Here is a 14,536-nt window from a genome sequence, read left to right as displayed (position 1 = left end):
CCGCACTTCCACCCATAGCTGCCGGGCTTGCCCGGCAGCGCGGCTGGCTCGACGTACCGCGCGGCCTACTCCCCGCCGTGAAGCCCTTCGGTGCGGGCCACGGCCAGCACGTTGGCGACGATCCGGTCGCAACGTGCACCGTCGAACGAGAAGGCATCGTCGAGCGCCTGGTCCATTTCCCGGGCCAGGCCTTCGCGCAACAGGCTCCGTGCGCGGAACAGGCGGGTACGCACGGTGGCTTCGGGAATCTGCAAGGCTCTGGCCACTTCCTCGGCGCTCATTTCCTCGACCGCGCGCAATATGAAAACGGTGCGAAATGCGTCCGGAAGCAGGTCGATACGCTCCTCCATCAGTTTGCGCATCTGCATGCGCATGGTCAGTTGCTCCGGTTCGCGGCCGGATTCATCGGCCAGGAATGCCAGGGTGTCGGGGTCCGCATGGGCCATGACCGCCTCCAACGGGATGATTTGTGCGCTCTTGCGCCGCCGTCGCGCCAATGCTTCATTGGCCGCGATGCGCACCAGCCAGGTCGAGAGTTTGCTCTCCGCGCGATAGCGGCCCAGTGCGCGCCAGGCGAAGAGGTAGGCTTCCTGCACGACATCCTCGGCTTCGGCATCGTCCTTGACGATGCTGCGCGCGGTCCGGAACAGCATGCGATTGTGGCGCCGCATGATGCTTGCGAACGCGGCGCCATCGCCGCTGGCGGCACGGGAGACGAGTTCGGCATCCGATGCGTCGGTCGGAGTGGCAGTGGCAAGGTTTCCGAGTGAAAGGGACATGGCCTGTGGCCTCATTGTCGGCGGGGCGCCGGGCGGGCGAGAAAGCGTTCGATACGCTCGAATGGGATGTGGTCCCCCGCATCTTCGCCATAGTAGACGTCGCGGATGCAGCCGGATTCGTCGATCAGGAAATCGGCGGGAAGGACGTTGCCGGTATTGAGCCCGCCCAAGCCGCGCAGTGTCCGCCGCCAGCCGGCGATGCGCATTCCCGCAAGCCACTGGCGCGTTCTGAAGAACACCGCATGCAGCTTCCCGGTGAAGGAGTGCTGGATGCCGTAGGCGCGGAAGGCAAGATCGTCAGGATCCGCGACTACATGGAACGGGCGCGGGCGTTGCCTGACGAAATGCGCCACCTCGTCGGGGGTGGAGGCGAATATGGCCGTGATCTCCAGCCCCGCGGCAGACAACTCGCGGTGGCGCTGGGTCAGTTCGAATATCCGCAGGTTGCAGAACGGACAACGTGTATCGCGGAAGAACGCCAGCAGCATGCGCTTGCCTGGCTGCAAGGCAACCGGTTGGCCGCCAGCATCGGTGAGCATGAGTGCCGGCGCGGTGGTAGGGGCCGACAGTTTCATCGTGTATTCCGTCCAATCAGGGCAAGGAATTCGCGGCGCGGCGCGGCATCGTGCACGAACACGCCGCGTGCGACCGAGTTGACCATCAGCGCCTGCCCATCTTTGACCCCGCGCCATTGCATGCAGGAATGGTCGGCTTCCATCACCACCATCAGCCCGTCCGGTTCGATTCGCCGTTCCAGTTCGTCGGCGAGCATCACCACCGCCTCTTCCTGGATCTGCGGGCGGCTCATGATCCAGTCGCACAGGCGCGCGTACTTGGACAGGCCGATCACATCGGAGGCGGCATTGGGGATGACGCCGATCCAGACCTTGCCGGTGATCGGGCACAGATGGTGCGAACAGGCACTGCGCACGGCAATCGGGCCGACGATCATCAATTCGTCCAGCCGCGACACGTTGGGGAAGGTGGTGACCGCGGGCGCAGGGCGGTAGCGGCCGGCAAACACCTCGTTGACGAACATGGCGGCCACGCGCCGCGCAGTGTCGGCGGTGTTGTGGTCGTGCTCGGTGTCGATGACGAGCGCGTGCAGCACTTCCTTCATCCGTACCTCGACCTCCTGCCGCAACTCGTCGAGCTCGCCGTCTTCGATGAAATCGGCAATGTTGTCGTTGGCGCGATGCGGGCTGCCGGCGGTGTCCAGCCTCAGCCGGATGCGATCGGAAGCCTTCATCGCGGTGATCGTGCCGTCGCGGACGACGGGTGCAAGGGCGGTTTTCGTCACGAGGGGTCTCCGAATGCGGGTGCCTGCCGCCGCGGACGGGGAAGCGCATGGGGTGGAAGCGAATGCACGCCTTGTGGGGGGGCGAGGGTGCCGTCGCTCATGTCCGGCTGCCGCCGACGCCGTGGACGTAGACCAACCGTCCGCCGAACCAGCCACCGGCGCTGAGGGCAAGGAAACCGACGCCATCGAGCAGCAGCGACAGCGTGTCCGGCGCCAGCAGGTGCAGGTGATCGAGCCGGAGCAGCAACCGGGCCGCAAACAGGGCGAAGGCGAGCAGCATCGCGCCCATGTGCCGCCATGCATCGCCCATCGCGGCACCCTCCGGCACCCGCGAAAGCTCCAGCATGCCGGCGAGCATCGCCACCAATGCCATCGAGCACCCCGCCACCAGCAGCCCGCCGGACCAACGCCACGCGGTTTCTCCGAACCACAGCCCGGCAACATCGGCCACGACCGCCAACGACCAGCAGGCGACCGGAAAGTGCACGAGCGCGGGGTGCAGGGGATGGCGCATGGTCACAGCACCTGCGCGAGCACGACCAGGAAGCCCGCCACGGCCACGCCGGCGTGGACCACCACCACGGCCTTGGGCGGCAGGCGCCTGCGCAGGTGGAACGAGGCGAGAAAGAACCCGCCGAGAGCGGCCAGTAGCAGCAATGCGAAGCCGATCAATACCGGTTGCGATGCCGCTCCACGCACGATCGAAACAATCAGCAACAACAACCCGGTCGCGCCAAGGGCGGCATGCAGCAGGGAAAGCGCCCAGGGCGCGAACTTGTTGCGGAGCACGTAGGCGGCAAGGACGAGCCCGCCGGTGGCGGCGACGGCAAGGGCGATCAGGACATGGGCAAGCGTGGGTACTTGTACCGTCGCGGTGGCAAGTGTGTGGGGGAGGGGGTTGGCGAATTGGAGGCTTGCAAGGAGTGACATGGCTATCTCTCTGGGTGGTGGATGGCGTTGTCGGGGGCGTTGGTTCCCCTCTTGCCCATTGGATGCGGCCAGTGCGCGCCGCGTTCCCGATACAGATCAGGAGTGTCTGATGTCGAAGCGGCGAGGTCCGGGAAGCGCCATTTGAGCGGGCATGTGAACCTGCAGCCCGAGCGTTGTAGGTGCTGCTGAAAAGGCTACAATCGCTGCCAATAAAGCAGCAGTCGAGTTCATGGACACCGCACTGGCCAATGTTCTTTTCCCCGGATACCGGCGCGGTGTGCTGGGCCTGTTGTTGCTGCACCCGGAAAACAGCTACCACCAGCGTGAAATCGCCCGTCTGACCGGCACCACTTCCGGCACCTTGGCGCGCGAACTGGCCAAGCTGGTGGAAGCCGGTCTGCTCACCCGCAGCCCACGGGGAAATCAGGTGCTGTACGCCGCCAATACGCGCAGCCCCGTGTTCGAGGAGCTGGCCTCGATCCTGCGCAAGACCAGTGGGCTGGCCGACGTACTGGCGCAGGCATTGCTGCCACTGGCGGAGCGGATCCGCGTGGCCTTCGTGTTCGGTTCCAACGCCAGCGGCAAGGCTCGCACGGGCAGTGACGTGGACGTGCTGCTGATCGGTGAGGGCCTGGGCTACGGCGAGGTGGTCACGGCACTGTATCCGGCACAGGAAACCCTGGGCCGGGAAATCAACCCGAAGCTGTATTCGCCTGCGGAATGGCAGAAGCTGGCCGCAGGTGATGGCACGTTCTACCGCGAGGTGATGGCCAAGCCCAAGCTGTTCCTGATCGGGGGTGAAGATGAGCTTGGATAATCTGGTCAGGATCGGCCAGCTGGAGCGCGTCGCGGCCCAGCCGGCCGACGTGCAACGCCTGCTGGAAGCGGCGCAACGCGCGCTGCAGGATGCCAAAACGCCCGGCCTGAGCAACGAAAGCCGCTTCGACATCGCCTACCGCGCCATCATGCAGGCAGCCAATGCCGCCTTGCAGTCCAGCGGCTACCGCACCCTGACCAGCAAGCCCGGCCACCACCAGACGATGATCCAGACCCTGCCGCTGACATTGGGTCTGGACAAGAACGTCGCCATCCAGCTTGACGCCTTGCGCAAGCAGCGCAACGTGGTCGATTACAGCGGCGACCTGGTTGGCGAGGCGATGGTGGACGAGGCGTTGCGGCATGCTGCTGCGCTGATCGAAGCAGTGAGGAAGTGGGTCAAGGCTGATTTGTAGGAGCGCACATTGGTGCGCGATGGAGCTTTCCCGATAACGCCCCACCGCACACCAAGGTGCGCTCCCACGGCGTTCAGGCATCCGTGACCACTCGCGGGAACAGGCGCTTTCTTTACGCCGATTTCACGCGGTTTTTGCCTCTCGCACCGTGATTTTGCCGGTAACGTTCGGCCCGGTATGCTGCTGCGATGTTGCCTGCCCGAATCACGTTTTTCCTGCTCGCCGCCGCCCTGCTGGCCGCCGCTCCCGCCCATGCCCGCGGCACCATCGAGAAGGTGCGGATCACCGGGCTGGACAAGGACGACGACGCGGCCCTCATCGAGAACATCGAAGTCTCGCTGACGCTGTACGAGGCCATCGGCAAGGTGCAGGGCGAGTCGCGGCTGGAATACCTGCTGTCGCAGGCGGAGCGGCAGACGCGGCAGGCGCTGGAGCCGTTCGGCTACTACAACCCGGTCGTCAAGGTGGAAGCGCCGCGCCAGGGCGACACCCTGCAGGTGGTGATCCACGTGGACAAGGGCGAGCCGGTGCGGGTACGGCAGGCCGAGGTGGTCATCACCGGCCCGGCGGTGCGCGACCGTTACCTGCGCGAGGACCTGGGCGACTTCCGCCCACGCGAGGGTGAGCCGTTCGACCACGTCACCTACGAGGCCAGCAAGGTCGTCATCACCCGGCGCCTGGCCGAGCGCGGCTATTTCGACGCCGATTTCACCCAGCGCAAGGTGGATGTCACCCGCGCGCAGAACGCGGCCGACATCTTCCTGAGCTGGGACAGCGGCGGCCGCTACAACATGGGCCCGATCCGCTTCAACCAGGACTACTTCCGCGACGGCCTGTTCGAGCCGCTGGTGTACTGGGAGGAAGGCAGCTACTGGCACGAGGGCAAGCTCGACCGCCTGCGCGAATCGCTGACCAAGCTGGACTACTTCGGCGTCATCGACATTCAGCCACACCCGGAGCTGGCCGACGACGACTGGCGGGTGCCGGTGGACGTCAACCTCACCCTGGCCAAGCGCAACATCTACAGCGCCGGCGTCAGCTACGGCAGCGAGAGCGGGCCCGGCGTGCGCGGCGGCGTGGAACGGCGCTACGTCAACAACCGCGGGCACAAGCTCAACACCCAGCTGGACTACGCGCAGAAGCGCAAGAGCCTGGTCACCAGCTACCGCATCCCGGCGTTCCGCTGGCTGGACGGCTGGTACACCTTCGCCATCAGCGCGTACGACGAGCAGACCCGCTACATCGACATGCGCAACTTCAAGCTGATCGGCAGCCGCAGCGGCGAGCTCAACGAGCACTGGACCGTCATCGCCTCGCTCAACGCGCTGCGCGAGCGCTGGCGCTACAGCTCCGGCGACCCGTTCAACGACGCGGTATACCAGAGCTCGACGCTGGTCTACCCGCAGCTGACCGCCGACTACGTGGACGTGGACGACAAGGCCTTCCCGCGCCGCGGCTTCAGCGGCAACGCCACGCTGCGCGGCGGCATCGAGGGCGCCGGTTCGGACACCAGTTTCATCCAGGCCGACGCCACCCTGCGCTGGTACGTGCCGGTGGGCGAGGCCGACCGCCTGATCCTGCGCGGACAGGCCGGCACCACCCGCACCGGCGACCTGGTGGCGATGCCGCCCAGCCTGCGCTATTTCGCCGGCGGCGACCGCTCGGTGCGCGGCTATGCCTGGCGCGAGATCGGCCCGCGCACGCCGGCGCCGGACAAGTACGCGCTGGGCGCCAAGCACCTGGTGGTCGGCTCGGCCGAGTACGAGCACTACTTTGGTGGCGGTCCGTGGGGCGCGGCGGTGTTCGTCGACAGCGGCAGCGCGTTCGACGACGGCATCGACCTGCATACCGGCGTCGGCTTCGGCGTGCGCTGGAAATCGCCGGTGGGCCCGGTGCGGGTGGACATCGCCCACGGCCTGAACCACCCCGATTCGCAGTTCCAGCTGTACCTCAACATCGGAGCGGACCTGTGAGCCGCCGCGCCGACGACATCGCATCCGGCGACATCAGCCCGGAGCAGCGCGAAGCGCGCATCGCCGACCTGCGCGCGCGGCGCCGCGCGCGCATGCGCACGCTGGCCATCCGCAGCGGCATCGGCATGGGCGCGCTGCTGCTGCTGGCCCTGCTGGCGGTGTACTGGCTGCTGCAGACCATCGCCGGGCGCGACGTGCTGCTGGCGCAGGTGGTGGCGCGGCTGCCGGCCAACTCGTCGCTGAGCTGGAGCAAGGCCGAGGGGCCGCTGGCCGGGCCGCTGGTGCTGCACGACCTGGATTTCCGCTACGAAGACCTGCATTTCACCGCCCGCCGCGCGCTGCTCGACCCGGACATCCGCCCGCTGCTCGGCCGCAAGCTGCGGCTGGACGCGCTGGAGATCAACGACGCACGGCTGGAGCTGGGGCCATCGGAAGACACCCCCTTCGAACTGCCGCGCTGGCCGGACGTGCTGCCGGCCATCGAGCTGCCGCTGGCGCTGCAGGCCGACCGCATCGTCATCGACCGCCTGCGCATCGCCCCGCACGACGCGCCGGTCGTCGACCTGCGCCGGATCCGCGGCGGCATCGAAGCGGCCGATGGCGAGTTCCGCGCCACCGCGCTCGAGGTGGAAGGCAACCTCGGCGACTTCCGGATCGACGGCCACTACCTGCCGCGCCAGGACTACCGCACCGACCTGACCGTGCGCGCGCTGCTGCCGGCGCGGCCGGGGCAGGCACCGGCGCGGCTCGGGCTGGTCGCGCGCGGCGACCTGGCGCACATGCAGGTGGCGTTGACCAGCCATTCGCCGCAGCCCCTGCGCGCCAACCTGGTGTTCGACGGCCGCCAGGACCCGACATGGCAGCTGTCCGCCCGCAGCGAGCAGCTCGACCTCGGCCAGCTGGTGCCGGCGCAGTACATGGCGCAGGCTCCGGCGCCGCTGCTGCTGGACTTCACCGCCCACGGCCGCGGCGGCAACGCGCAGCTGCGCGGCCGCGTGCGCCAGGGCGACCGCGAACTGGTGCTGGCCCCGTCCAACCTCGCCCTCGACAACCAGGTGTTGACCGCCTCGCCACTGGTGGTCGAGGCTTTCGGCGGCCGCGTGCGCCTGCAGGGCAAGGCCGATTTCAGCGATGCGCAGAACCCGGGCTTCCGCGCCGCGGTGATCGCCGAACAGCTGACCTGGACGCCGCAGCCGGACCCCGCCGCCCCCGGCGTCGCGCCGGTACCGATGCACCTGAAGCAGGCGCGGCTGGGCGTGGCCGGCAACCTGAAGAACTGGGCGGCGATCGGCAACGCCGAAGTCGCGCGCGCCGCGCAGGATGCCAGCCTGGACTTCGACGTGCGCGGCAACGACCAGCAGGCCAGCATCGAACGTTTCAAGGCGACCACGCCGGGCGGCACGCTCGACCTCGCCGGCTCGGCGGCATGGGCGCCGGAACTGGCATGGGACGTCAGCGCCACGCTGGCCGGCTTCGACCCCGGCTACTTCCTGCCGGGTTGGGACGGCAACCTGTCCGGCACCTTGGCTTCCACCGGCAAGCAACTGCCGGCCACCGCCGCAGGCGACGAACTGCGCGTCGAAGCCAAGGTCGATTTGCCGCAGCTGCGTGGCCACCTGCGCGGGCGTGCGGTGGATGCGCGCGCGCGCTTCGCCGTGCAGGGCACGCAGGGCGAAGGCGAGCTGCGCCTGCAGCTGGGCGACAGCCGCGTCGAGGCCAAGGGCAAGGTCGGCGACCGCCTCGACGTGGACGCCAGGCTGGAGCCGCTGCACCTGTCCGACCTGCTGCCCGGCGCCAGCGGCAGCCTCGCCGGCACCGCGCGGCTGCGTGGCACCCCGTCGCAACCGGACATCAGTGCCGACCTGCACGGCGACAGCCTGCAATGGGACGACTGGAAGGTCGGCCAGCTCAGCCTCGGCGGCCACCTGCCGTGGCGGGGCGACGACGGCAGCCTGCAGCTGCGCGCCAGCGCGGTGGAAGCCGGCCTGCTGCTCGACCAGCTGCGCATCGACGCCCGTGGCAGCCTGCAGAACCTGAAGCTGGATGCCGCCGTCCGCAATGAACTGGGCGAGCTGGTGCTGGCCGGCAGCGTCCATCAGGCCGGGTCGGCATGGCGCGGCGAACTGGCCTCGCTGCGCGTGGCGCCGGTGAAGGGCGCGCCGTGGCAACTGCGGCAGCCGGCGGCGTTCGGCGTGCAGGGCAGCCGCTTCACCCTCGCCGACGCCTGCCTCGGCTCGGAAACCGGTGGTGGCCTGTGCATCGGCGCCGACTGGCCACGCGAGGGCCTGCGCCTGAGCGGCGACGCCCTGCCGCTGGCGCTGGTGCAACCGTGGCTGCCGCCCAATGCCGGCCGCCGCATGTACCTGCGCGGCGACGTCACCCTCGATGGCCACCTGCGCCCGCGCGGCAAGGCATGGGAGGGCAGTTTCAAGGTCGCCTCGCTGGAAGGCGGCATCCGCCTGGGCGACAACGCCCGCGGTGAACTGGTGCGCTATGACCATTTCTCGCTCGACGTGGACATGCAGCCCGGCGCCATCAACGGCTACCTCGGCATCGGCTTCCAGGGCGACGGCTTCGTCGATGCCCGGGTGCAGACCGGCTGGGAGGCGGACGCCGCGCTTACCGGCGAGCTGTACCTGAACATGTCGCGGCTGTACTGGATGGAGCTGTTCTCGCCCGACCTGGTGCGGCCAAAAGGGCTGGTCGAAGGCCACGTCAGCCTGCGTGGCACGCGCGCGCAACCCTCGCTCGGCGGCGAGGCGAAGCTGAGCGATTTCAGCGGCGAGTTCCCGGCATTGGGGCTGACCCTGAGCGACGGCAGCGGCCGCTTCAGCGCCCAGCCCGACGGCTCGGCGCGCATCGCCGCCGAGGTCAACACCGGTGGCGAAGGCAAGCTGCGCGTGGACGGCGGCCTGTCGTGGTTCGGCGACGCGCAGCCGTTGCAGCTGCACATCGCCGGCGACAACGTGCTGGTGTCCAACACCAGCGAACTGCGCGTGGTCGCCAACCCCGACCTCGACTTCACCCTGGCCGGCACCGCGATGGAACTGCGCGGCAGCGTGCACGTGCCCGAGGCCGCGATCGACCTGGAGCGGCTGGATCGCGGCACCTCGGCCTCGGAGGACGTGGTGGTGCTCGACCCGGTGGACCCGGAGGAAACGCGCACCTCGCCGCTGGACATGGACTTGGCGGTCAGCCTCGGCGACAAGGTGAAGATGAGCGGCTTCGGCCTGAAGGGCGCGCTGACCGGCAGGATGCAGGTGCGCGCGCGCCCCGGCCACGAGATGACCGCCAACGGCGGGCTGGAGGTCAGCGGCCGCTACAAGGCCTACGGCCAGGACCTGACCATCACCGACGGCCAGCTGCTGTGGAACCACGGCATCGTCTCCGACCCGCGCATCAACATCCGCGCCCAGCGCGCCATCGGCGAGGTCACCGCCGGCATCCACGTCACCGGCCGTGCCCAGCAACCGCGCGTGGACGTGTGGTCGGACCCGGCGATGTCGCAATCCGAGGCGCTGGCCTACCTCGTGCTCGGCCGCAGCCTGAGCATGGCCAGCAGCGACCAGGCGCAGCAGGTCAACGCCGCCTCGGCGGCGCTGTCGGCCGGCAGCGGCCTGATCGCCGCGCAGGTCGGCGCCCGGCTCGGCCTGGACGACGCCGGCGTCAGCCAGTCGCGCGCGCTGGGCGGCGCGGTGATCGGCGTGGGCAAGTACATCACCCCCAAGCTCTACGTCGGCTACGGCGTCTCGCTGATCGGCAGCGGCTCGGTGCTGACCCTCAAGTACCTGCTGCGCCGCGGCTTCGACGTCGAGGTCGAGTCCAGCACGGTGGAGAACCGCGGCTCGATCAACTGGCGCAAGGAGAAGTGATCCAGCGGCGCGCGTGGCAAGCCCGTCCGTAGATGCGGGGCTTGCCCCGCATGGGCTTTCCCGATGCAACCCGTGCCGGACAAGCCCGGCACCCACGTGATTCCGTGATTGCCCCGCATGCCGTGACTGCTGGCGGTTGCCACTGTCTGCCCGCGCCGCTACCGTCGGCCGTTGTTCTGCCTGACGGGATTTTTCGATGACGCGCAAACCGCTGACCGCCGCACTGGTGCTGAGCATGGGTCTTTCCGCCACCGCCGCCGCCAACGAGGGCATGTGGATGCCCACGCAACTGCCGGAACTGGCGAAAACGCTGAAGGCCGCCGGCTTCGAGGGCGACCCGTCGGCGCTGGCCGACGTCACCACGCCGCCGCTGAACGCGGTGGTGCGGATCGGTGGCGGCACCGGCTCGTTCGTCTCCGGCGACGGCCTGCTGCTGACCAACCACCACGTCGCCTACGGCGTCATCCAGTACAACTCCGGCAAGGGGCACGACTACATCAACGAGGGCTTCATCGCCGGCGGCCGCGACGACGAGCGCCCGGCCAACCCGGACTACCGGGTGCTGGTGACGGTGGGCTTCGACAAGGTCACCGACGAAGTGCTCCGCGAGGCACGCGGAAAGAGCGGCCGCGCCTATTACGACGCGGTGGAGAACGCGCGCAAGCGCATCGTCGCCGACTGCGAGGCCGAGGGCGGCGTGCGCTGCTCGGTGGCCAACATGTACTACGGCAGCGACTTCTACCGCGTCCGCCAGCTGGAGCTGACCGACATCCGCCTCGTCTACGCGCCGCCGCGCGCCATCGGCAACTACGGCGACGAGATCGACAACTTCATGTGGCCGCGCCACACCGGCGACTTCACCCTGCTGCGCGCCTACGTCGGCAAGGACGGCAAGCCGGCGCCGTACAGCAAGGACAACGTGCCGTACCACCCGCCGGCACACCTGACGATGTCGCTGGACGGCCCGAAGGAGGGCGACTACGCCATGCTCGCCGGCTACCCCGGCATCACCTACCGGCTGCGCACCGCCGCCGAGTTCGCCAACCAGATCGACGCGGTGCTGCCGCGCCGGGTGGAGGTGTTCCAGCAGCTGATCGACGTCGTCGAGGCCGCCGGCAAGGACGATGCCGACGCCCGCACCCGCTACGCCTCGCAACTGCAGTCGCTGAAGAACAACCGCAAGCGTGCCGCCGGCGAACTGGAAGGGCTGCTGCGCAGCGACGCCAAGGCCCGGCGCGCCGCCGACGAGCGGGCGATGCTGGCCGCCACCGATGCGAAGTACAAGGCCGACATCGACGCCCTGTTCGCCTCGCTGGACGCCGAACGCGCGGCCGGCGAGCGCGAGCTGCTGGTGGGGCTGATGTCCAGCCAGACCCAGCTGCTGCGCTCGGCGCTGCTGCTGGAACGGCTGCGCGTGGAATCGGCCAAGCCCGACGCCGAGCGCGAGAGCGGCTACCAGCAGCGCGACCAGGCGCTGATCGAGGGCGTGCTCAGGCAGGTGCAGCGCCGCTACGACCCGGCGGTGGAAAAAGCCATCCTCACCGCGCTGCTCACCCGCTACCAGCAACTGCCCGACGACCAGCGCGATTCGCATTACGACAACCTGTTCGGCCGCACCCCGGAGCAGCTGCACAAGGCGCTGGACGAGCTGTACGCGACCACGAAGCTGGGCGACGAGGCGCAGCGCCTGTCGCGCTTCGAGGCCGCGCGCAAGGGCGCCTTCATCGACAACGACCCGCTGGTGTCGGTGGCCGCCGCGCTGGTGATGGCGCAGCTGAGCGCCGAACGCGAGAGCAAGGAGCGCGCCGGCGAGCAACTGCGGCTGCGCCCGTCCTACATGCAGGCGCTGTTCGCATGGCGGGCGCAACAGGGGCGCGCGGTCTACCCCGACGCCAACGGCACCCTGCGCATCAGCTACGGCAAGGTGGAGGCACTGCACCCGCGCGATGCGGTGAACTATTCGCCGGTGACCACCGTGGCCGGCATCGTCGAGAAGAACACCGGCACCGTGCCGTTCGACGCGCCCAAGCCGCTGCTCGACGCCATCGCCAAGGGCGATTTCGGCAGCACCGCCGACCCGGCGCTGAAGACGCAGACGGTCAACTTCCTGACCAACCTGGATACCACCGGCGGCAACTCCGGCTCGCCGGTGCTCAACGCCAGAGGCGAACTGATCGGCCTGAACTTCGACTCCAACTGGGAGTCGGTGAGCGCCAGCTGGTGGTTCGACCCGCGCTACAAGCGCGCCGTGCACGTGGACATGCGCTACCTGCGCTGGCTGCTGGCCAAGGTCTACCCGGCCCCGGCGCTGCTGGCGGAAATGGGCCTGCCGCGGGAGTGAGGCTGCGGATGCGGGCGCGCAGGTGATGCGCTCCCGCGCATCGTCCCCGGGCGGCGCCGTGCACGCGCTTCCCGGGCCGGGCCAGTAGAATGGCGTCCCGGGGGGAGCAGCGGGATCGGCTTGGGAGAACACGGGGTGGCGAAGCAGGAAATACCGACGGCGGAATCAGGCTGCCGGTTGGATGGCGTACGCATCTGGGTGGTGGAAGACGATCCCGAGTGGCGCGGCATGGTGGTGGAGGAACTCGAATACCACGGCGCCAGCGTGCGCGGCATCGAAAGTGCCGAAGCGCTGTATCGCGACCTGGCGGTGGACCGCTGCGACATCCTCGTCCTCGACGTCGGCCTGCCGGGCGAGGACGGCCTGAGCGCCACCGGCCACCTGCGGCGGATGGACGGCATGGGCATCGTGCTGGTGACCGGCCGCAGCGGCACCGCCGACATGGCGCAAGGGCTGTCACTCGGCGCCGATGTCTACCTGCCCAAGCCGTTGGAGTTGCCGGTGCTGGTGGCCGCACTGCACAGCCTGCACCGGCGCATGACCCGCCCGGCACCAGCGGTTACCCCGGCCGGCAACGATCCCGTCCGCGATGGCGCCGCGGCATGGAGCCTGCGTGCCGATGGCTGGGACCTGTATGCCCCCAACGGGGGCATGCTGACCTTGACCGCGGCCGAGCGCGGTTTCCTGCGCGAACTGTTTTCCGTTCCCGGCAAGGCCGTGGATCGCGAGCAGTTGATCGCCGCCATCACCGACCAGCCCTGGGATTTCGACCCGCACCGCCTGGAAGTGCTGGTGCACCGTCTGCGCACCCGCGTGCGCAATGCGGCTGGCGTGGCGCTGCCGGTGCGCGCGCTGCGCGGCATCGGCTACATGCTGCTTTCCGAACGGGCCGAAGCGGCGGACTGAGTCCGCGGAAACGATGCGGACCGCGCTGCCGCCCGCCGGCAGGAATCGTTGAGGCGGGCCTTCCCGCGGCCCGGGATCGCGGGCAAGCATTCGTAATGTTGCGAGAGTTTTTGATACTGCCCGCCTGACACCACCTGCCGAGAATCGTCCGGCAAGCGTTGCAGCTGCCACCGGCGGCGCGCTTGCCTCGGGGACGCGGTGTTGGAGATGAAGCGGGAGGCGCCGCCGGCGGGTGGGCAGCCGTGGCTGGAAGGGGTGCGGATATGGGTGGTCGAGGACGACCAGGCATGGCGCACCCTGGTACTCGAGGAGCTCGAACGCCACGGCGCGTCGGTGCGCGGCATCGGCAGCGTCGAGGCGCTGTACCGCGAGCTGGCCGTTGACCGCTGCGACATCCTGATACTCGACATCATCCTGCCCGGCGAGGACGGCCTGAGCGCCGCCAGCCACCTGCGCCGCATCGGCGACATGGGCATCGTGCTGGTGAGCGGCCGCTGCGGCGCGGCCGACATCGCCCGTGGCCTTGCCGCCGGTGCCGACCTCTACCTGGGAAAACCGCTGGAACTGCCGGTGCTGGTGGCGTCGCTGCACAGCCTGTACCGGCGCCTGTCGACACGCATCGGTGGCGGCGATGCCATTGCCGAGCCCGCAACCGAAGCGACCCAGGACTGGCGCCTGAGCGCCAACGGCTGGGACCTGCATGCGCCCAATGGCTGCACCCTCACCCTGACCGCACCGGAGCGCACGCTGCTGCGCGAACTGTTTGCCGCCCACGGCACGCCGGTGAGCCGCACCCGGCTGATCGCCGCACTTACCCCCACGCCGCAGGATTTCGACCCGCACCGCCTGGAGGTGCTGATGCACCGCCTGCGTTCGCGCGTCCGTGCCGCCACCGGCCTCCCGCTGCCGGCAAGGGCGCTGCGCAACATGGGCTACCTGCTCGTCCCCGGCCGGAGCTGAGCGGCGCGGCGTCGGCCCGTCGCAGCGGATTGTGCCCGTGGACTGCACGTCCATGGCCAATGAGAGCAAATGAGAGGAACGGACAGCATCTGCTACTGCCTTCGTCTGTCCGCCTGCCGAGAATGCCGCCGAAAACCCGCCAAGGGCGGTTTGTGCATGTGCCAATCCGAAATGGCGTGCATCGATAAGCATCGCAGGCCCGCGCTTCCTGAGAAGCCGGGTGGGGCGCAACAGAAGCGAAGT

General features: G+C 69.0%; 12 protein-coding genes. 7 read left to right on the top strand and 5 right to left on the bottom strand.

What is annotated here, in order from left to right; genetic code table 11:
- Nucleotides 1-65: 65 nt before the first annotated feature.
- From ABB34_RS09485 to ABB34_RS09465, 5 genes are all read right to left on the bottom strand, one after another.
- Nucleotides 66-779 carry an RNA polymerase sigma factor gene (locus tag ABB34_RS09485; protein ID WP_057641079.1) on the bottom strand — a complete coding sequence of 238 codons (714 nt, stop codon included), beginning with the start codon at nt 777-779 and terminating at the stop codon, nt 66-68.
- Between the two features lie 11 nt (nt 780-790).
- Nucleotides 791-1,354 (bottom strand): redoxin domain-containing protein, encoded by a 564-nt coding sequence (locus ABB34_RS09480; protein WP_057641078.1) that lies wholly within the window; start codon nt 1,352-1,354, stop codon nt 791-793.
- Nucleotides 1,351-2,028 (bottom strand): GTP cyclohydrolase I, encoded by a 678-nt coding sequence (gene folE, locus ABB34_RS09475; RefSeq protein ID WP_057641077.1) that lies wholly within the window; start codon nt 2,026-2,028, stop codon nt 1,351-1,353. The genes ABB34_RS09480 and folE overlap by 4 nt, the downstream gene beginning before the upstream one ends.
- A 148-nt stretch (nt 2,029-2,176) precedes the next feature.
- Nucleotides 2,177-2,593 (bottom strand): DUF2231 domain-containing protein, encoded by a 417-nt coding sequence (locus ABB34_RS09470; protein ID WP_057641076.1) that lies wholly within the window; start codon nt 2,591-2,593, stop codon nt 2,177-2,179.
- Nucleotides 2,594-2,595: 2 nt separating this feature from the next.
- Entirely contained in the window at nt 2,596-3,009 is a 414-nt protein-coding gene (locus tag ABB34_RS09465; RefSeq protein WP_211258191.1) for a hypothetical protein, read from the bottom strand.
- A 229-nt stretch (nt 3,010-3,238) separates the two neighbouring features.
- Between ABB34_RS09465 and ABB34_RS09460 the strand changes: the two genes are divergently transcribed.
- The 7 genes from ABB34_RS09460 (at nt 3,239) to ABB34_RS09430 (ending at nt 14,293) form a co-directional block, all read left to right on the top strand.
- Nucleotides 3,239-3,826 (top strand): nucleotidyltransferase domain-containing protein, encoded by a 588-nt coding sequence (locus ABB34_RS09460; RefSeq protein ID WP_057641075.1) that lies wholly within the window; start codon nt 3,239-3,241, stop codon nt 3,824-3,826.
- Nucleotides 3,813-4,241 (top strand): HEPN domain-containing protein, encoded by a 429-nt coding sequence (locus ABB34_RS09455; protein WP_057641074.1) that lies wholly within the window; start codon nt 3,813-3,815, stop codon nt 4,239-4,241. The genes ABB34_RS09460 and ABB34_RS09455 overlap by 14 nt, the downstream gene beginning before the upstream one ends.
- Nucleotides 4,242-4,429: 188 nt before the next feature.
- Nucleotides 4,430-6,214: an autotransporter assembly complex protein TamA gene (locus tag ABB34_RS09450; RefSeq protein WP_057641073.1), complete on the top strand. Its 1,785-nt coding sequence runs from the start codon at nt 4,430-4,432 to the stop codon at nt 6,212-6,214.
- A 92-nt stretch (nt 6,215-6,306) separates the two neighbouring features.
- Nucleotides 6,307-10,086: a translocation/assembly module TamB domain-containing protein gene (locus tag ABB34_RS09445; RefSeq protein WP_057641093.1), complete on the top strand. Its 3,780-nt coding sequence runs from the start codon at nt 6,307-6,309 to the stop codon at nt 10,084-10,086.
- A gap of 196 nt (nt 10,087-10,282) precedes the next feature.
- Nucleotides 10,283-12,427, top strand: a complete 2,145-nt coding sequence (locus tag ABB34_RS09440; protein ID WP_057641072.1) for a S46 family peptidase — start codon at nt 10,283-10,285, stop codon at nt 12,425-12,427.
- A 177-nt stretch (nt 12,428-12,604) separates the two neighbouring features.
- Entirely contained in the window at nt 12,605-13,333 is a 729-nt protein-coding gene (locus ABB34_RS09435; RefSeq protein ID WP_057641071.1) for a response regulator transcription factor, read from the top strand.
- A gap of 207 nt (nt 13,334-13,540) precedes the next feature.
- Nucleotides 13,541-14,293 carry a response regulator transcription factor gene (locus ABB34_RS09430; RefSeq protein WP_057641070.1) on the top strand — a complete coding sequence of 251 codons (753 nt, stop codon included), beginning with the start codon at nt 13,541-13,543 and terminating at the stop codon, nt 14,291-14,293.
- Nucleotides 14,294-14,536: the final 243 nt, after the last annotated feature.

Source organism: Stenotrophomonas daejeonensis, from assembly GCF_001431505.1.
In the GTDB taxonomy this organism is placed as follows: Bacteria; Pseudomonadota; Gammaproteobacteria; order Xanthomonadales; family Xanthomonadaceae; genus Stenotrophomonas; species Stenotrophomonas daejeonensis.
This window is presented reverse-complemented; position numbering and strand designations above follow the sequence as displayed.